The sequence below is a fragment of the Bacillus sp. FSL K6-1145 genome (assembly GCF_038003425.1).
In the GTDB taxonomy this organism is placed as follows: Bacteria; Bacillota; Bacilli; order Bacillales; family Bacillaceae; genus Bacillus; species Bacillus pumilus.
The window spans coordinates 143,347-161,071 of sequence record NZ_JBBOPC010000001.1; the positions used below are offsets into that span (position 1 = coordinate 143,347).

Annotated in this window: 30 protein-coding genes and 1 pseudogene; all 31 read left to right on the forward strand. The window is 42.2% G+C overall.

Features of this window, described 5'->3' with window-relative positions; genetic code table 11:
• Positions 1-7 precede the first annotated feature (7 nt).
• The 31 genes and pseudogenes from rpsQ to MHH41_RS00930 all read left to right on the forward strand — a co-directional run bounded on the left by rpsQ (position 8) and on the right by MHH41_RS00930 (position 17,698).
• Positions 8-271, forward strand: coding sequence for a 30S ribosomal protein S17 (gene rpsQ / locus MHH41_RS00780; RefSeq protein ID WP_003216906.1), 264 nt, complete (start codon positions 8-10; stop codon positions 269-271).
• A 39-nt stretch (positions 272-310) separates the two neighbouring features.
• A complete protein-coding gene (gene rplN / locus MHH41_RS00785; protein WP_003216882.1) occupies positions 311-679 on the forward strand; it encodes a 50S ribosomal protein L14 in 369 nt (122 codons plus the stop codon).
• 35 nt (positions 680-714) lie between these two features.
• Positions 715-1,026 carry a 50S ribosomal protein L24 gene (rplX, locus tag MHH41_RS00790; protein ID WP_003217151.1) on the forward strand — a complete coding sequence of 104 codons (312 nt, stop codon included), beginning with the start codon at positions 715-717 and terminating at the stop codon, positions 1,024-1,026.
• 25 nt (positions 1,027-1,051) lie between these two features.
• The gene (gene rplE / locus MHH41_RS00795) at positions 1,052-1,591 is read left to right on the forward strand and encodes a 50S ribosomal protein L5 (RefSeq protein ID WP_003217159.1); all 540 of its coding nucleotides are present in this window, start codon (positions 1,052-1,054) and stop codon (positions 1,589-1,591) included.
• Positions 1,592-1,613: 22 nt separating this feature from the next.
• Positions 1,614-1,799 carry a 30S ribosomal protein S14 gene (rpsN, locus tag MHH41_RS00800; protein WP_008356542.1) on the forward strand — a complete coding sequence of 62 codons (186 nt, stop codon included), beginning with the start codon at positions 1,614-1,616 and terminating at the stop codon, positions 1,797-1,799.
• Positions 1,800-1,830: 31 nt separating this feature from the next.
• Positions 1,831-2,229: a 30S ribosomal protein S8 gene (gene rpsH, locus MHH41_RS00805; protein ID WP_003217040.1), complete on the forward strand. Its 399-nt coding sequence runs from the start codon at positions 1,831-1,833 to the stop codon at positions 2,227-2,229.
• Between the two features lie 31 nt (positions 2,230-2,260).
• Positions 2,261-2,797, forward strand: a complete 537-nt coding sequence (gene rplF, locus MHH41_RS00810; protein ID WP_003217186.1) for a 50S ribosomal protein L6 — start codon at positions 2,261-2,263, stop codon at positions 2,795-2,797.
• A gap of 32 nt (positions 2,798-2,829) precedes the next feature.
• Positions 2,830-3,192, forward strand: coding sequence for a 50S ribosomal protein L18 (rplR, locus tag MHH41_RS00815; protein ID WP_003216951.1), 363 nt, complete (start codon positions 2,830-2,832; stop codon positions 3,190-3,192).
• Positions 3,193-3,216: 24 nt separating this feature from the next.
• The gene (rpsE, locus tag MHH41_RS00820; protein ID WP_003217179.1) at positions 3,217-3,717 is read left to right on the forward strand and encodes a 30S ribosomal protein S5; all 501 of its coding nucleotides are present in this window, start codon (positions 3,217-3,219) and stop codon (positions 3,715-3,717) included.
• A gap of 13 nt (positions 3,718-3,730) precedes the next feature.
• A complete protein-coding gene (gene rpmD / locus MHH41_RS00825) occupies positions 3,731-3,913 on the forward strand; it encodes a 50S ribosomal protein L30 (protein ID WP_003217067.1) in 183 nt (60 codons plus the stop codon).
• A 30-nt stretch (positions 3,914-3,943) separates the two neighbouring features.
• On the forward strand, positions 3,944-4,384 hold the full coding sequence (rplO, locus tag MHH41_RS00830) for a 50S ribosomal protein L15 (RefSeq protein ID WP_003216888.1): 441 nt from the start codon (positions 3,944-3,946) through the stop codon (positions 4,382-4,384).
• A 1-nt stretch (position 4,385) separates the two neighbouring features.
• Positions 4,386-5,678: a preprotein translocase subunit SecY gene (gene secY / locus MHH41_RS00835; RefSeq protein ID WP_012008710.1), complete on the forward strand. Its 1,293-nt coding sequence runs from the start codon at positions 4,386-4,388 to the stop codon at positions 5,676-5,678.
• 55 nt (positions 5,679-5,733) lie between these two features.
• The gene (locus MHH41_RS00840) at positions 5,734-6,387 is read left to right on the forward strand and encodes an adenylate kinase (RefSeq protein WP_310428313.1); all 654 of its coding nucleotides are present in this window, start codon (positions 5,734-5,736) and stop codon (positions 6,385-6,387) included.
• Positions 6,384-7,130: a type I methionyl aminopeptidase gene (gene map / locus MHH41_RS00845; RefSeq protein ID WP_003217210.1), complete on the forward strand. Its 747-nt coding sequence runs from the start codon at positions 6,384-6,386 to the stop codon at positions 7,128-7,130. The genes MHH41_RS00840 and map overlap by 4 nt, the downstream gene beginning before the upstream one ends.
• Before the next feature lie 27 nt (positions 7,131-7,157).
• Positions 7,158-7,465: pseudogene (locus tag MHH41_RS00850) on the forward strand (KOW domain-containing RNA-binding protein).
• A complete protein-coding gene (gene infA, locus MHH41_RS00855) occupies positions 7,443-7,661 on the forward strand; it encodes a translation initiation factor IF-1 (protein WP_003217190.1) in 219 nt (72 codons plus the stop codon). Before MHH41_RS00850 ends, infA begins: the two are co-directional and overlap by 23 nt.
• Positions 7,662-7,692: 31 nt before the next feature.
• Entirely contained in the window at positions 7,693-7,806 is a 114-nt protein-coding gene (rpmJ, locus tag MHH41_RS00860; protein ID WP_003156543.1) for a 50S ribosomal protein L36, read from the forward strand.
• Between the two features lie 21 nt (positions 7,807-7,827).
• Complete coding sequence (gene rpsM, locus MHH41_RS00865) at positions 7,828-8,193, forward strand: 30S ribosomal protein S13 (protein WP_003217023.1); 366 nt, start codon at positions 7,828-7,830, stop codon at positions 8,191-8,193.
• A 20-nt stretch (positions 8,194-8,213) separates the two neighbouring features.
• Positions 8,214-8,609, forward strand: coding sequence for a 30S ribosomal protein S11 (rpsK, locus tag MHH41_RS00870; RefSeq protein WP_003217231.1), 396 nt, complete (start codon positions 8,214-8,216; stop codon positions 8,607-8,609).
• Positions 8,610-8,784: 175 nt separating this feature from the next.
• On the forward strand, positions 8,785-9,729 hold the full coding sequence (locus tag MHH41_RS00875) for a DNA-directed RNA polymerase subunit alpha (protein ID WP_003217009.1): 945 nt from the start codon (positions 8,785-8,787) through the stop codon (positions 9,727-9,729).
• A 76-nt stretch (positions 9,730-9,805) separates the two neighbouring features.
• The gene (rplQ, locus tag MHH41_RS00880) at positions 9,806-10,168 is read left to right on the forward strand and encodes a 50S ribosomal protein L17 (RefSeq protein ID WP_003216944.1); all 363 of its coding nucleotides are present in this window, start codon (positions 9,806-9,808) and stop codon (positions 10,166-10,168) included.
• 124 nt (positions 10,169-10,292) lie between these two features.
• Positions 10,293-11,135 (forward strand): energy-coupling factor ABC transporter ATP-binding protein, encoded by an 843-nt coding sequence (locus tag MHH41_RS00885; protein WP_340865375.1) that lies wholly within the window; start codon positions 10,293-10,295, stop codon positions 11,133-11,135.
• Positions 11,111-11,980, forward strand: a complete 870-nt coding sequence (locus MHH41_RS00890) for an energy-coupling factor ABC transporter ATP-binding protein (protein ID WP_137055634.1) — start codon at positions 11,111-11,113, stop codon at positions 11,978-11,980. Before MHH41_RS00885 ends, MHH41_RS00890 begins: the two co-directional genes overlap by 25 nt.
• Positions 11,977-12,774 (forward strand): energy-coupling factor transporter transmembrane component T family protein, encoded by a 798-nt coding sequence (locus MHH41_RS00895; RefSeq protein ID WP_003217024.1) that lies wholly within the window; start codon positions 11,977-11,979, stop codon positions 12,772-12,774. Before MHH41_RS00890 ends, MHH41_RS00895 begins: the two co-directional genes overlap by 4 nt.
• An 11-nt stretch (positions 12,775-12,785) precedes the next feature.
• Complete coding sequence (gene truA, locus MHH41_RS00900; RefSeq protein ID WP_003216948.1) at positions 12,786-13,529, forward strand: tRNA pseudouridine(38-40) synthase TruA; 744 nt, start codon at positions 12,786-12,788, stop codon at positions 13,527-13,529.
• A 166-nt stretch (positions 13,530-13,695) separates the two neighbouring features.
• The gene (gene rplM, locus MHH41_RS00905; RefSeq protein WP_003217042.1) at positions 13,696-14,133 is read left to right on the forward strand and encodes a 50S ribosomal protein L13; all 438 of its coding nucleotides are present in this window, start codon (positions 13,696-13,698) and stop codon (positions 14,131-14,133) included.
• Between the two features lie 20 nt (positions 14,134-14,153).
• On the forward strand, positions 14,154-14,546 hold the full coding sequence (rpsI, locus tag MHH41_RS00910) for a 30S ribosomal protein S9 (RefSeq protein ID WP_003217273.1): 393 nt from the start codon (positions 14,154-14,156) through the stop codon (positions 14,544-14,546).
• A 189-nt stretch (positions 14,547-14,735) separates the two neighbouring features.
• Positions 14,736-15,251: a GNAT family N-acetyltransferase gene (locus tag MHH41_RS00915; RefSeq protein WP_212046748.1), complete on the forward strand. Its 516-nt coding sequence runs from the start codon at positions 14,736-14,738 to the stop codon at positions 15,249-15,251.
• Positions 15,252-15,349: 98 nt separating this feature from the next.
• Positions 15,350-16,096 carry an amidohydrolase family protein gene (locus MHH41_RS00920; protein ID WP_340865381.1) on the forward strand — a complete coding sequence of 249 codons (747 nt, stop codon included), beginning with the start codon at positions 15,350-15,352 and terminating at the stop codon, positions 16,094-16,096.
• Positions 16,097-16,116: 20 nt separating this feature from the next.
• On the forward strand, positions 16,117-16,590 hold the full coding sequence (locus tag MHH41_RS00925; RefSeq protein WP_253621926.1) for a GNAT family N-acetyltransferase: 474 nt from the start codon (positions 16,117-16,119) through the stop codon (positions 16,588-16,590).
• Between the two features lie 109 nt (positions 16,591-16,699).
• Positions 16,700-17,698: a serine hydrolase gene (locus tag MHH41_RS00930; protein WP_340865382.1), complete on the forward strand. Its 999-nt coding sequence runs from the start codon at positions 16,700-16,702 to the stop codon at positions 17,696-17,698.
• Positions 17,699-17,725 lie beyond the last annotated feature (27 nt).

Genomic DNA, 17,725 nt, shown 5'->3' on the forward strand with positions numbered 1-17,725 from the left:
CGCAAACATGAGCGAACGTAACCAACGTAAAGTGTATCAAGGTCGTGTTGTTTCTGACAAAATGGATAAAACCATCACTGTTGTAGTTGAAACATACAAAAAGCATTCACTTTATGGCAAACGTGTAAGATACTCTAAAAAGTTCAAAGCACATGATGAAAACAACCAAGCAAAAATCGGAGACATCGTAAAGGTCATGGAAACTCGTCCTTTATCTGCGACTAAACGCTTTCGTCTAGTTGAAGTTGTCGAAGAAGCCGTTATTATCTAATAAAGTTCGGATTTCTTTTTCCGAAAGGAGGTAACATTAATGATTCAACAGGAGACTCGTTTAAAAGTAGCTGACAACTCTGGCGCACGCGAAGTACTAACGATTAAAGTTCTTGGTGGCTCTGGACGTAAGACGGCTAACATCGGTGATGTCATTGTTTGTACGGTTAAACAAGCAACACCAGGAGGCGTTGTCAAAAAAGGTGAAGTTGTGAAAGCAGTTATCGTTCGTACAAAGAGCGGAGCTCGTAGAAACGATGGATCTTACATCAGCTTCGATGAAAATGCATGTGTCATTATCCGTGACGACAAGAGCCCACGTGGAACTCGTATCTTCGGACCAGTAGCACGTGAACTTCGTGAAAACAACTATATGAAAATTGTTTCTCTAGCACCAGAAGTACTTTAATGAATACAATCCGCGACTCAAGGAGGTGCGATTAAATGCATGTTAAAAAGGGCGATAAAGTAGTGGTTATCTCTGGTAAAGATAAAGGTAAACAAGGAGTCATCCTTGCTGCTTTCCCTAAGAATGACCGTGTTTTAGTAGAAGGTATTAACCTTGTGAAAAAACACTCTAAACCAACCCAAGCTAACCCTCAGGGCGGAATTTCTGAACAAGAAGCGCCGATCCACGTATCAAACGTAATGCCGCTTGATCCTAAAACGGGTGAAGTGACACGTGTTGGGTATAAAGTTGAGGACGGAAAGAAAGTCCGTGTAGCGAAAAAATCTGGGCAAGTTCTAGATAAATAGTAAATAAGGAAGGGAGGTCTTTCTCATGAACCGCCTTAAAGAAAAGTATGTAAAAGAAATTACACCTGCATTAGTTTCTAAGTTTGAATACAAATCAGTAATGCAAGTGCCAAAAATCGAAAAAATCGTGATCAACATGGGTGTTGGTGACGCCGTTCAAAACGCTAAAGCAATCGATACTGCTGTTGAAGAATTAACGTTTATCGCTGGTCAAAAACCTGTCGTTACTCGTGCGAAGAAGTCTATTGCTGGATTCCGTCTACGTGAAGGAATGCCAATCGGTGCGAAAGTAACACTTCGCGGAGAGCGCATGTACGATTTCCTTGATAAACTTATTTCTGTATCTTTACCACGTGTACGTGACTTCCGCGGGATTTCTAAGAAATCTTTCGACGGTCGTGGAAACTACACGCTTGGTATTAAAGAACAGTTAATCTTCCCAGAAATTGATTACGATAAAGTAACAAAAGTCCGCGGTATGGATATCGTTATCGTTACGACTGCCAATACGGACGAAGAAGCACGTGAGTTATTAACTCAAGTAGGTATGCCGTTCCAGAAATAATCAATGAAAGGGAGGCGAAATCGTGGCTAAAAAGTCTATGATTGCGAAACAACAACGCAAACAAAAGTTTAAAGTTCAAGAGTATACGCGCTGCGAACGTTGTGGACGTCCACATTCAGTAATTCGCAAGTTTAAACTTTGCCGTATTTGTTTCCGCGAACTTGCATATAAAGGACAAATTCCTGGCGTTAAAAAAGCCAGCTGGTAATCCCCATAAATGGGAAGGAGGTTATTAAATAATGGTTATGACAGATCCGATTGCAGATTTGCTGACTCGTATTCGCAATGCGAACATGGTACGTCATGAGAAGCTAGAAGTACCGGCTTCAAAAATCAAAAGAGAAATTGCTGAAATCTTAAAGCGTGAAGGTTTTATCCGTGACGTTGAATATGTAGAAGACAGCAAACAAGGAATTATCCGTATGTTCCTTAAATATGGCCAAAACAACGAACGTGTTATCACTGGTCTTAAAAGAATCAGTAAACCTGGTTTACGTGTATATGCGAAATCAAATGAAGTACCACGTGTACTTAACGGACTTGGAATCGCAATTATTTCTACATCACAAGGTGTTTTATCGGACAAAGAAGCCCGTGCTAAACAAGCTGGTGGAGAAGTACTTGCTTACGTATGGTAAAAAAAGTTTAAGATGAATGGAGGTGCTTGGTATGTCTCGTATAGGTAAAAAACTAATCGAGATCCCTTCAGGAGTTACTGTGACAAACAACGATAACACAGTGACAGTAAAGGGACCAAAAGGTGAACTAACTCGTACATTTCACCCTGATATGGAAATTAAAATTGAGGACAGCGTCTTAACTGTAAGCCGTCCGTCTGATCATAAAGAACACCGTGCATTACATGGTACAACACGTAGCTTAATTGCAAACATGGTTGAAGGTGTATCTAAAGGTTTCGAAAGAGGTTTAGAACTTATCGGTGTCGGTTACCGTGCAGCTAAATCTGGAAACAAACTTGTTCTTAACGTTGGATACTCTCATCCAGTTGAAATCGTTCCTGAGGCTGGAGTTGAAGTCGAAGTTCCATCTCAAACGAAAGTAGTCATTAAAGGTATCGATAAAGAGCGTGTGGGAGCTCTAGCTTCTAACATCCGCGCTGTCCGTTCTCCAGAGCCTTACAAAGGTAAAGGAATTCGTTACGAAGGTGAATTCGTTCGCCGTAAAGAAGGAAAAACTGGTAAGTAAGATCGCTTAATGTGAAGAAAGGAGTGACTCGGATGATTACGAAAACTAGCAAAAACGCTACTCGTCTTAAAAGACACGCTCGTGTTCGTGCGAAACTTTCAGGTACTGCTGAAAGACCTCGCCTTAACGTTTTCCGTTCTAACAAGAACATCTACGCTCAAGTAATTGATGATGTTAACGGTGTAACACTTGTAAGTGCTTCTACTCTTGATAAAGAGTTAAAGATCGAGAATAGTTCTGACGCTGCAGCTGCTACTAAAGTTGGCGAACTTGTTGCAAAACGTGCTGTTGAAAAAGGAATCTCTAACGTGGTATTTGACCGCGGAGGATATTTATATCATGGACGTGTAAAAGCTCTAGCTGAAGCTGCTCGTGAGGCTGGACTTAAATTTTAATAAAAGAAGGAGGGACACATCCGAATGAGTCGTATTGACCAAAGCAAATTAGAGTTAGAAGAACGCTTAGTTACGGTTAACCGCGTAGCGAAAGTTGTTAAAGGTGGACGTCGTTTCCGTTTTGCAGCTTTAGTTGTTGTCGGTGACAAAAACGGTCATGTAGGTTTCGGTACTGGTAAAGCACAAGAAGTACCAGAAGCGATCCGCAAAGCTGTTGAAGATGCGAAAAAGAATTTAATTGAAGTACCAATGGTTGGAACTACAATTCCACATGAAATCATCGGTCGATTCGGTGCAGGAAACGTTCTATTGAAGCCTGCTTCAGAAGGTACAGGAGTTATCGCTGGAGGCCCAGTGCGTGCGGTTCTTGAGCTTGCTGGTCTAGCTGATATCCTTTCTAAATCTCTAGGTTCTAATACACCGATCAACATGATCCGCGCAACACTTCAGGGTTTAAGTGAACTTAAACGTGCTGAAGACGTTGCGAAGCTTCGTGGAAAATCTGTAGAAGACCTGTTAGGATAAGGAGGGAACATTAATGGCAAATAAATTAGAAATTACCCTCAAACGCAGTGTAATCGGTCGCCCAGAAGATCAGCGTGTCACTGTTCGTACTCTTGGTCTTAAGAAAACAAACCAAACAGTCGTACATGAAGACAATGCAGCGATCCGCGGCATGATTAACAAGGTGTCTCATTTAGTTTCTGTTAAAGAACAATAAAACATTTTTAATCGATAAGGAGGTGCCCAAATGAAACTTCATGAATTGAAGCCTTCAGAAGGTTCACGTAAAGTACGCAACCGTGTTGGTCGTGGTATTGGATCAGGTAACGGTAAAACTTCTGGTAAAGGTCATAAAGGTCAAAACGCTCGTTCTGGCGGCGGTGTACGCCCTGGTTTCGAAGGTGGTCAGATGCCTTTATTCCAACGTCTTCCAAAACGTGGTTTTACAAACATCAACCGTAAAGATTACGCGGTAATCAACTTAGACAGATTAAACAGTTTTGACGAAGGAACGGAAGTAACTCCTGAACTTCTTCTAGAGACTGGTGCAATAAGCAAGTTAAAAGCAGGAGTAAAAATTCTTGGCAACGGTAAATTAGAAAAAAAATTAACTGTAAAAGCCAATAAATTCTCTGCTTCTGCGAAAGAAGCTATTGAAGCTGCTGGCGGTACAGCCGAGGTGATCTAACTTGTTTAAGACAATCTCCAATTTTATGCGCGTGAAAGATATACGGAATAAGATTATATTCACTCTTTTAATGTTAATCGTCTTTCGTATAGGTGCTTTCATCCCTGTGCCTAATGTGAACGCCGAAGTTCTCCAGGCACAGGATCAAATGAGTGTTTTCGGGATCCTCAACACGTTTGGGGGCGGGGCACTTTTCCAATTCTCCATTCTTGCAATGGGGATTATGCCGTATATCACCGCTTCGATCATCATTCAGCTCTTGCAGATGGATGTTGTTCCGAAGTTCACTGAGTGGTCAAAGCAAGGAGAGGTTGGCCGCCGAAAATTAGCACAATTCACAAGGTATTTTACAATTGTTCTAGGTTTTATCCAGGCGTTAGGAATGTCATATGGATTCAACAATATGGCAGGAGGCATGCTGATTGAAAACCCAGGTGTTTCAACGTACCTCTTAATTGCGGTCGTACTCACTGCGGGAACAGCATTTTTAATGTGGCTGGGAGAGCAGATTACTGCTCACGGTGTTGGTAACGGTATTTCGATTATTATCTTTGCCGGGATCATCGCAGGTATCCCTCAAACATTAAAACAAGTGTACGCTCAGCAGTTTGTAGGTGGAGATGGACAGTTGTTCATGCAAATCCTGAAAATTGCCCTTATTGTCATTGCTATTCTTGTCATTGTTATTGGTGTTATTTACATTCAAATGGCAGTGAGAAAGATTGCGATTCAATATTCAAAAGGAACTGGCCGTGCACAAATGTCTGCTAGTCAAGCAACGCATCTTCCATTGAAAGTGAATCCAGCAGGGGTGATTCCAGTCATCTTTGCCGTTTCTTTCATTATTACTCCGCAGACGGTCGCATCGTTCTTCGGAACCAATAATGTGACAACTTGGATAACCAACAACTTTGACTATACTAAGCCAATCGGTATGACGATTTATGTAGCACTGATTGTTGCTTTCACATATTTTTATGCCTTTGTCCAAGTGAATCCTGAACAAATGGCTGAAAATCTGCAAAAGCAGGGTGGCTATATCCCGGGAGTTCGTCCAGGGAAAATGACTCAAGATAGAATTACGAGCATTTTGTACCGACTCACGTTTGTGGGCGCCATTTTCTTAGCCGTGATTTCAATACTTCCTATCTTTTTCATTCAATTCGCTGGATTACCTTCCGCTGCACAAATTGGCGGCACAAGTCTTCTCATTGTTGTAGGTGTTGCACTTGAAACAATGAAACAGCTTGAAAGCCAATTAGTGAAACGAAACTACCGTGGATTTATGAAATAAAACAGAGGGCTGGGCTCCTGCCCAACCTCTCTAAGTAAGGAAGGGGAAATCCGAAATGAACTTAGTCTTAATGGGGCTTCCGGGTGCTGGTAAAGGCACTCAGGCAGAACGAATTGTTGATGATTATGGGATCCCTCATATCTCAACAGGAGATATGTTCCGCGCTGCTATGAAAGAGGAGACACAACTTGGGCTCGAAGCAAAATCCTTTATCGATAAAGGAGAGCTTGTTCCTGATGAGGTCACAATCGGTATTGTTAGAGAAAGACTTGGCAAAAATGATTGTGAACAAGGTTTTCTTCTGGACGGATTTCCGCGAACAGTCGCTCAGGCTGAAGCTTTAGAAGACATTCTAAAGGACCTTGGCAGAACGATTGATTATGTCATTAATATTAAAGTCGATAAAGATGCATTGATGGAGCGTCTGACTGGCCGAAGAATTTGCAAAAATTGCGGAGCAACCTATCATTTAGTATTCAATCCACCTGCGAAAGAAAATGTTTGCGATAAGTGTGGAGGCGAGCTTTATCAACGTGCAGATGATAATGCAGAAACCGTTTCGACTAGACTTGAAGTAAACTTAAAGCAGACTGAACCTTTACTGAACTTCTATTCAGAAAAAGGATATCTTGCAAACATTGATGGTGCAAAACACATTAACGATGTATATGCAGATATCAAGAACCTGCTTGGGGGATTAAATAAATGATTATCTGTAAAACTCCTCGCGAGCTTGAGATTATGAGAGAAGCTGGACGCATTGTCGCACTGACTCATGAAGAGCTGAAGAAACACATAAAACCAGGTATTTCGACAAAAGAATTGGATCAAATTGCCGAACGTTTTATTACAAAGCAGGGTGCAATCCCATCTTTTAAAGGGTATAATGGTTTTCGCGGGAGCATTTGCGTTTCGGTGAATGAAGAACTCGTTCACGGTATTCCTGGTAAACGGGTTTTACGTGATGGTGACATCATTAGTATCGATATTGGCGCAAAGTTAAATGGCTATCATGGTGACTCTGCTTGGACTTATCCAGTTGGGGTAATCAGTGATGAAGACCGCAAACTACTGGAAGTCACAGAGGAATCTCTATATAAAGGCTTACAGGAAGCAAAGCCAGGCGAACGTCTGTCGAACATTTCCCATGCCATACAAACGTATGTAGAAAACGAGAATTTCTCAGTTGTTAGAGAATATGTTGGACATGGGGTCGGACAGGATCTTCATGAGGACCCTCAAATTCCTCATTATGGTCCGCCCAACAAAGGCCCGCGGCTAAAACCTGGAATGGTGTTGGCCATCGAACCGATGGTGAACGCAGGCAGCCGATATGTGAAAACATTGGCTGATAACTGGACGGTTGTAACGGTTGATGGGAAAAAGTGTGCTCACTTTGAGCATACGATTGCGATTACAGATACAGGTTTTGATATACTGACTAAGATTTAGGTCTTCACTGAAGCCTTTCAGGCCCAAATCGGGCAGGTTGTCTGTATAGTCCAAAGGAAAGAACAAGATCAGTATACAGGTGTCATCGGCATGTTCGGTGGCTGCCATGTACTAATCGCAGACGGAGAAAAGCGTAAATTTCATTCTCCTAAGAAAAAATATCAATCATATAACCTTTTATGGTTGCGTATCTCCGGAAGTTCAGAACAGTATATTCAAAACAGGTCGGGTGATAGATGGACAATTGAGATAAACTCAATTGGACATTTGTCAGAGAGCAAGTTACTGATTTGAAGAAGGGAGAACACTTGAATGGCGAAAGACGATGTAATTGAAGTGGAAGGTACTGTAGCAGAAACTTTGCCAAATGCAATGTTCAAAGTTGAACTAGAGAATGGTCATACAGTTTTGGCTCATGTATCAGGAAAAATCCGTATGCACTTCATTCGCATTTTACCTGGAGACAAAGTTACGGTAGAATTATCTCCATATGACTTAACTCGTGGTAGAATTACGTACCGTTACAAATAAAGCAACTCCGGAAGAAGGAGGTTGGAAACACATGAAAGTGAGACCATCTGTTAAACCTATCTGTGAAAAATGTAAAGTTATTCGCAGAAAAGGAAAAGTAATGGTGATCTGTGAAAACCCAAAACATAAACAAAAACAAGGCTAATAACAAGGAGGTGCCCAAATCATGGCTCGTATTGCTGGTGTAGATATTCCACGTGATAAACGTGTTGTCATTTCTTTAACATATGTTTTTGGAATTGGTCGTACGACTGCGCAACAAGTCCTTAAAGAAGCAGGTGTTTCTGAAGACACTCGCGTTCGCGATCTAACTGAAGACGAACTTGGTAAAATCCGTGATATCATTGACAAACTTAAAGTAGAAGGTGACCTTCGTCGTGAAGTTTCACTTAACATTAAGCGTCTAATTGAAATCGGAAGCTACCGCGGAATCCGTCATCGTAGAGGACTTCCTGTTCGTGGACAAAACACAAAAAACAACGCGCGTACTCGTAAAGGTCCGCGTCGTACTGTAGCTAACAAGAAAAAATAAGTAAAGGAGGTAGTTAAAGAATGGCTGCTGCTCGTAAACAAAATACGCGTAAACGTCGCGTGAAAAAGAATATTGAAGCTGGAATCGCTCATATTCGTTCCACTTTCAACAACACGATTGTAACGATTACTGATGTTCATGGAAACGCAATTTCTTGGTCAAGTGCTGGTGCATTAGGATTCAGAGGTTCTCGTAAATCTACTCCTTTCGCTGCACAAATGGCTGCTGAAACTGCTGCTAAAGGTTCTATCGAACATGGTCTTAAAACACTTGAAGTAACTGTTAAAGGTCCTGGTTCTGGTCGTGAAGCTGCAATTCGTGCACTTCAAGCTGCAGGTCTTGAAGTTACTGCAATCAGAGACGTAACTCCAGTTCCTCATAACGGATGCCGTCCACCAAAACGTCGCCGCGTGTAATTTGTTTGTATAGATTTTGTGTCCCTGTCAATAATGGGTTATGATACAGTTATTTATGAGACGAATACACGACTCGTTGCCTGAGCACATACGGGACTAAACAATGAGGAATTTCGGATGGAATCTCATATGATTCTATTCGAGGTTTCGACGTTTTGAAGGAGGGTTTTATTAGATGATCGAAATTGAAAAACCAAAAATCGAAACGGTTGAAATCAGCGACGATGCCAAGTATGGCAAGTTTGTCGTAGAGCCACTTGAGCGTGGATATGGTACCACTTTAGGGAACTCCCTTCGTCGTATCCTTTTATCCTCACTTCCTGGTGCAGCTGTAACATCGATCCAGATAGATGGTGTCTTACACGAATTCTCAACGATCGAAGGCGTGGTTGAAGATGTTACAACGATTATCTTAAACATTAAAAAGCTTGCACTCAAAATCTACTCTGAAGAAGAGAAGACGCTTGAAATTGATGTACAAGATGAAGGTACTGTAACAGCTGCTGATATTACACACGACAGCGATATTGAAATCTTAAATCCAGATCTCCACATCGCAACTCTTGGCAAGAATGCGAGCTTCCGTGTTCGCTTAACTGCACAAAGAGGTCGCGGGTATAATCCTGCTGATGCAAACAAAAGAGACGATCAGCCAATCGGTGTGATTCCGATCGACTCAATCTATACACCTGTCTCTCGTGTGACTTATCAAGTGGAGAACACCCGTGTTGGGCAAATCACAAACTATGATAAATTAACACTAGATGTATGGACTGATGGGAGCACAGGACCGAAAGAAGCGATCGCTCTAGGTTCTAAGATTTTAACTGAACACCTGAATATTTTCGTTGGGTTAACTGACGAAGCTCAGCATGCTGAAATTATGGTTGAGAAAGAAGAAGACCAAAAAGAAAAAGTGCTTGAAATGACAATTGAAGAGCTTGATCTTTCTGTTCGTTCTTACAACTGTTTGAAGCGTGCGGGTATTAATACTGTTCAAGAGCTTGCTAACAAGACAGAAGAGGATATGATGAAAGTTCGTAACCTTGGACGTAAATCTCTTGAAGAAGTGAAAGCGAAACTAGAAGAACTTGGACTGGGTCTTCGTAAAGACGATTGACTAGTTTCATTGTGAACTAGGATTTTCGTGTGTTTTTTATTCATACAGCATTCTCTAACTAAGGAGGGGACATCACATGGCATACAGAAAGCTAGGACGCACTAGTGCACAACGTAAAGCAATGCTTCGTGACCTAACGACTGATTTGATCATCAACGAACGCATCGAAACAACTGAAACACGTGCGAAAGAACTTCGCTCTGTAGTTGAAAAAATGATCACTCTTGGCAAACGCGGAGATCTTCATGCTCGCCGTCAAGCTGCAGCTTATATTCGTAATGAAGTAGCTAACGCTGAAACAAACCAAGATGCACTTCAAAAATTATTCGCTGACGTTGCAACTCGCTACGAAGATCGCCAAGGTGGATACACTCGTATCATGAAGCTTGGACCTCGTCGCGGCGATGGCGCACCAATGGCTGTCATTGAATTAGTTTAATCACATAGCGTGTATCTAAGAAAGGGCGGGACAGTTCATAACTGGATCTATGCCCTTTTTTAGATACTACGGCTTTTTAACAATAAGCAAAGAAGAGGTTGAGCTGAGAGGAGGTCCGGTAGAGATGGGGAAGACATTAATTGACGTAAAGGACATTGTATTTCGTTATCACAAGGATGCGAACAAGCCCGCTTTAGATCAAGTGTCATTGCATGTGAATCAAAATGAATGGCTCGCCATTGTTGGTCATAACGGTTCAGGTAAATCCACACTTGCCCGTGTACTGAATGGGCTCATTTTACCGGATGCTGGAACGGTCAAGGTTGGAGAGATTGAGCTGAAAGAAGAGAGTGTCTGGGATATTCGCAAAAAGGTCGGAATGGTCTTTCAAAACCCAGATAACCAATTCGTTGGCTCAACGGTTCGTGATGATGTGGCTTTTGGTTTAGAAAATAACGGGGTTGAGCGGGAATTGATGATAGAACGTGTAGATTGGGCTGTCAAACAGGTCAATATGCAGGAGTTTCTTGATCAAGAGCCGCACCATCTATCAGGCGGGCAAAAACAGAGAGTCGCCATTGCAGGTGTACTTGCCGCAAGCCCTGACATCATGATCTTGGATGAAGCAACATCAATGCTTGATCCGATTGGCCGTGAAGAAGTGTTAGAGACTGTTAGACTATTGAAGGAACAAGGGACGGTCACAGTCATTTCCATTACACATGATTTAGACGAGGCCGCCAAGGCAGACCGGGTCATTGTCATGAATGGCGGGAAAAAATTTGCCGAGGGAACACCAGAGGAAGTATTTGAACTAGACGAACAGCTAGTTCAAATTGGACTTGATCTGCCATTCTCCTATCGGTTGAGCAAACAATTGAAGCAGCAAGGTGTACCGCTTGCAAATGCCCATTTGACACAAGAAGGATTGGTGAAAGAGCTATGGACATTACGATCAAAGAATTAGAGCATCGTTATCAAATGAAAACGCCGTTTGAGCGTCTCGCTTTGTATGATGTCAATGCTTCCATCCAAGAGGGCAGCTATGTCGCTGTCATTGGTCATACGGGCTCTGGCAAGTCCACGTTGCTGCAGCATTTAAATGGATTGCTCAAACCAACAAAGGGGAGCATTGCGCTTGGAGATACTGTCTTACAAGCCAATAAAAAGCAGAAGGATTTAAAGTCCCTCCGAAAAAAAGTAGGCATCGTGTTTCAGTTTCCTGAGCATCAGCTCTTTGAAGAAACGATCCTTAAGGATATCTGCTTTGGTCCGATGAATTTCGGTGTTCCTCAGGAGAAGGCAGAAGCAAAGGCGAAGGAAATGCTGAAGCTAGTTGGTCTTCCTGAATCCTTATTATCTCGATCTCCCTTTGAACTAAGCGGCGGTCAAATGAGACGTGTGGCGATTGCAGGTGTTCTAGCGATGGAGCCAGAAGTGCTTGTGCTGGATGAGCCGACTGCAGGATTAGATCCACGCGGACGTAAGGAAATCATGGACATGTTCTATGAGCTTCATCAAAAGGCAAACCTCACCACGATTCTGGTTACACACAGTATGGAGGACGCCGCTCATTATGCGGATCAAATGATTGTGATGCATAAAGGAACGGTGAAGGCGACAGGTACGCCGAGAGAATTGTTTGCCAATCGTACAGACATGTCTTCGTTTGGTCTCGACCTCCCAGAAACGATTAAATTCCAGCAGACTGTAGAAAAAAAGCTAGGCATTACGTTTCCAAGGCCGCTTCTGACCATGGATGAAATGGCAGAAGCCTTAACAGCTCTTTATCAGGAGGACACGACATCATGATGGATAGTATGATTATCGGCAAATATGTGCCAGGTTCATCCTTTGTCCATCGTCTTGATCCAAGGACAAAGCTGTTATCAATTTTCTTTTTTGTCTTTATTGTCTTTTTTGCTAATAATTACATCACTTACGGGCTTTTAGGTGTCTTTACCCTCCTTGTGGTGATGGTTTCTCAGGTGCCGCTATACTTTATTCTCAAAGGAATGAAGCCGATCCTATGGATTGTCCTGTTTACCTTCATACTGCATATCTTCATGACAAAGGATGGCGCCTTGCTATTTCACTTTGGTTTTTTAAATATTTATGAAGAAGGTCTAAAGCAGGGGATTTTCATTTCTCTCCGTTTTGTCTATCTCATCATGATGACGACACTTCTGACGTTAACCACAACGCCTATAGAAGTGACAGACGGTATGGAAAAGCTGCTTCACCCATTCCGTAAAATCAAACTGCCCGTTCATGAGCTTGCTCTCATGATGTCCATCTCTCTTCGGTTCATTCCAACTTTACTAGAAGAGACGGACAAAATCATGAAGGCGCAAATGGCAAGAGGTGTTGATTTTACAAGCGGACCTCTTAAAGATCGCATGAAAGCCATCGTTCCTTTACTTGTCCCGCTTTTCGTCAGTGCGTTTAAGCGTGCAGAGGAACTGGCGACCGCTATGGAAGCGAGAGGCTACCGCGGAGGAGAAGGGCGGACGAAATACCGTCAGCTTGTCTGGGGCATGAAAGACACGTTCACACTGCTCCTATTCATCCTGTTAACAGCACTCCTTGTATTTCTGAGAAATTAGGTGATTCCTAGATGAAGGTCAAATGTACCGTATCCTACGATGGGACACATTTTAAAGGCTATCAGGTGCAGCCTGGGCAGCGGACTGTTCAGACGGAGATCGAGTCTGCTCTTGCAAGAATGCATAAACAGGATGAACTGATTCCGATTGTGGCTTCTGGCCGGACGGACAGTGGCGTCCATGCGAAGGGGCAGGTCATCCATTTCGACACGCCGCTCTCGATTCCGATGGAAAGATGGCCTTTTGCCCTCAACAGTCTCCTGCCGGATGACATCCGGGTTCTAAAGGCTGAGGAAGTGGATGAGTCGTTTCATGCACGTTTTAGTGTCGTTTCGAAGGAGTACCGTTATAAGGTCTCAACGGAAACGCACCAAAATGTGTTCACGAGACAGTATGCCTGCCACTTTCCTTACCGGCTGGATGCAGACAAAATGAGAGAAGCTGCTGGGCACCTCATTGGCACACACGACTTCACAAGCTTTTGTGCGGCCAATACAGAGGTCCAGGACAAGGTGAGGGAGATTTACACCCTCGAGTGGAAAAACGTCTCAGACGGGCTTGAAATGCGTGTGAGAGGAAATGGGTTTTTATACAACATGGTGCGAATTATCGCTGGAACGTTACTTGAAATCGGATCTGGTAAATTTCACCCTGAGGAGATAAAAGCCATGCTTGCCGCCCGAAATCGCGAAGCGGCAGGCAAGACTGCGCCTAGTCACGGACTGTATTTATGGGAAGTTTTCTATGACAACTAAACCAGGTGTAACATGTTCTTGACACAGGAAGCAGAAAGTTATAAGATATCATATGGTATGTATTTCAACCCCACAAATAAGCCCCGGAAGACTTATCTTGTGTTTTGAAATAGAACGTAGCATTTGATTCAAGGAAAAATCATTGATTTATTTAGGAGGGAAACTCATGCGTACAACACCAATGGCGAACGCAAGCACAATTGAGCGCAAATGGCTAGTTGTTGATGCGGCAGGCAAGACTCTAGGTCGTCTTTCTACTGAAGTAGCATCACTTTTGCGCGGTAAGCACAAACCAACTTATACACCACACGTTGATACAGGTGATCACGTCATCATCATCAATGCTGAGAAAATCGAATTAACAGGTAAGAAATTGACGGACAAAATTTACTACCGTCACACAATGCACCCAGGTGGTTTGAAACAAAGAACTGCTCTTGAGATGCGTACAAACTACCCTGAAAAAATGTTGGAGCTTGCTATCAAAGGTATGCTTCCAAAGGGTCCATTAGGCCGTCAAATGTTCAAAAAATTAAATGTGTACCGTGGTTCTGAGCATCCACATCAAGCACAACAACCTGAAGTTTACGAACTTCGCGGTTAATTATAAGGGAGGTTAACAATTTGGCACAGGTTCAATATTACGGTACAGGTCGTCGTAAAAGTTCTGTAGCGCGCGTTCGCTTAGTTCCAGGTGAAGGCCGTATCGTCGTTAATAATCGTGAAATTACTGAATACATTCCATTCGCTGCTTTAATCGAAGACGTGAAACAGCCTTTGAACATCACAGAAACAGCTAACAGCTACGATGTTCTTGTAACTGTTCACGGTGGTGGATTCTCTGGTCAAGCTGGAGCAATTCGTCACGGTATCTCTCGTGCTCTTCTAGAAGTAGATCCTGAGTACCGTACATCACTTAAACGTGCTGGACTTCTTACTCGTGACCCTCGTATGAAAGAGCGTAAGAAATACGGTCTTAAAGGCGCACGTCGCGCACCTCAGTTCTCAAAACGTTAATCAATTTTATATTGTATGGACGTTTTACAAAGGTTTGTTACAAACAAACCTTATAAAAAAAGCATCAGCTTCGTGCTGGTGCTTTTTTTTGTGCTTTTTATGTGATAGATCATAACTGGTCTCTTCCTCTTGAATACGTATAAAATATGAGTATAGAAGTTTTTTGTTAAAAAAGATGGAGGTTGTCCTATGAATCTAACGACAGAAAGATGTCTCATTCGTCCATTTGCTGATGATGATTGGCAGGATGTCTATGCTTATACATCTGATCCGGTAGTGATGAAGTATATTCCGGAAGATGTATTTTCTAAAGTAGATGCGAAGGAATTTGTCAAAAATAATCGTCATGAAGATGCTAAGTATGTCGCTGTCCTATTAAAAGAAGATCATACATGCATCGGGCATATCGCATTTCATCCTTACTTTGGTGATCACACGTATGAAATTGGCTGGGTCTTCAATCCTGTATATCAAAACAAAGGCTATGCATCTGAAGCAGCCTATGCTGTACTGCATCATGGCTTTCACACAATGAATTTACATCGGATCATTGCCACTTGTCAGCCTGAAAATGTGCCATCGTGGAGAGTGATGGAGAAAATGGGGATGAGAAGAGAAGGATATTTTGAAAAATGTATCCCACAAGGAAATGAGTGGTGGGATGAGTTTTACTATGCCATCTTAAGTGAGGAATGGAAAACTTGATAAGTTTTCATGATATGAAGTAATTCGTCATTCCAAATATCCCTTGGCTTTCGCTATTGATATAATCAGATCAAATAAGCAGAAGAGGGGCGCCAAGCATGAGGATCTTTGATGCACATTTTCATATCATTGATTTTGATTTTCCCATTCAAGAAAACCAAGGGTATACACCCCCTAGTTATGTGGTGAATGATTATAGGAGAGAGACGGCTGATCTAGGGATTTTAGGTGGAGCCATCGTCTCAGGGTCATTTCAAGGCTTTGATCAAGGCTATTTGTTGAAAGCGCTAGATGAACTGGGGCCAGATTTTTGCGGCGTGACTCAATTACCTTTTACGGCAACTGATGATGAGATTGTTCATTTGGATCAACATGGGGTGAAGGCTTTACGTTTTAATGTGAAGCGTGGCGGTTCGGAGGATATTTCGAAGCTCGATTATTTTGCGAGAAGGGTGTATGAGCTGGCGGGCTGGCATAGTGAGCTCTACATAGACGCTAAGCATCTCCCTGACATCTCATCTACGCTTGAACAGCTGCCGGCCGTTTCGATTGATCATTTAGGCTTATCAGAAGAAGGCTTGCCGCATTTGCTCAAGCTGGTTGATAAAGGAGTTCGGGTAAAAGCAACTGGTTTTGGACGAGTCGATTTAAACGTTGAACATGCATTGACATCCATTTATCAAACGAATCCTGATGCACTGATGTTTGGTACAGACCTTCCATCCACAAGGGCGAAGCGTCCATTTGAATACGGTGATGTTGGGTTGATTCAGCAGCTCTTTGATGAAAAAGCAGCTGATCATATCTTATATAAGAACGCACATCAATGGTATTTTGGTCAATAATTTCATAGGAGGTGTGTTCAATGGGGTTAAGTCAACTGACGTTCAGAGAAGCCAAGCTGGATGATCTCGATAAAATCGTCTTCATGCTCGCGGATGATATGTTAGGTCAAAAAAGAGAGCGTTACACGCAACCATTGTTAGAAAGCTATATCGAAGCCTTTCATTCAATAGATGCTGATCCAAATATTGAACTCATTGTTGCGTGTGATCAGGAAGAAGCTGTAGGTGTTCTCCAATTGACCATGACGCCATTTCTTACACATCAAGGAGGATGGAGAGCTTCAATAGAAGGAGTTCGTACGGCCTCGTCTCATAGAGGGAAAGGAATTGGCACGCTGCTCATAAAATGGGCGATTCAACGCGCCATCGACCGCGGGTGTCATATCGTTCAGCTAACAACAGACAAACAGAGACCAGATGCACGCCGTTTTTACGAAAAGTTGGGCTTTGAAGCTACGCATGATGGGATGAAGCTGCAAGTTCATCGTCAATAAACACACAGAGAAGCAAAGGTATTCACAATCCTTTGTTTTTTGTGCCTTTATTTCAAATATTTGTTATATTGAAGATGAGAATCTATAGTGGTTGGGAAAGGAGAAACATTTGAATAAAACAAAGGAAGATCTTTTGACATTTGTCACGAAAAACAAAAAGGACGTATCAGTGACAATTATTGAAAATGAAGATGTGAGATTAGATTGGAATGGTGATCAAAAAACACCACTTGCAAGTACGGTGAAATTAATGGTTTTGTTTCATTTTGTTAAAACCGTCTCTAGCGGTGACATCAAGCTAGATGAAAAAGTGGCATTGGCGGACATAGAGCGGTTTTATATTGATAGAACAGATGGCGGTGCTCACACATACTGGCTGGAGGTCAACGATTTTTCTGAGCATGCAACTTTATTAGATGTTGCCAAAGGGATGATGCAAGTCAGTTCGAATGCTTGTACTGATTATTTGATTGAACGCCTCGGCTTAGATAAGATCAATGATCGAATGAAACAAGCGGACCTTACAGAACATGGTGAAGTCATGCCACTGACACCTAAGGTGTTGTGGCCAGCTTATGTATCTGATCATGAGCGGGATGCATTCAAGCAAATGAGCGGTGTAACAGATGAACAATACAAATCTCTGATGAGTGAGATTTTTAATATCATGAAAAATGACTCAGAGCATAAAAAGGCGTTAGAAGATAAAATAATGAAAAAGAACTTGTTAAGCTTGCGTATTCAATCATTACTGACGCAAAAAATGACAAGGTCTACAACTAATCAATATGCACATTTTATGAAACGTCTGCAGGATGAGTTGTTAACAACAGAAGAAAAGCGTCTTTTTAGCCAAATTGTGCTGGGAGAAACATTCAAGGCGGAAACAGATCAATACCTTTGGTATAAAGGCGGAGCAACATTGTTTGTTTTCACAGCTGCTTTATATCGAAGAACAGAAACATCCTCTATATCCATCTCTCTTTTTATCAATGATCCGAAAGCGAACAATTCTCACTGGATTGAGGAAGTATTCAATGAATTTATGCTTACTGCAGCAGTGGATCAAAACTTTAGACAACGTTTAATTAAGGCTTTTACTACATAATCATCAAAAAAACAGAGGGAGATACCC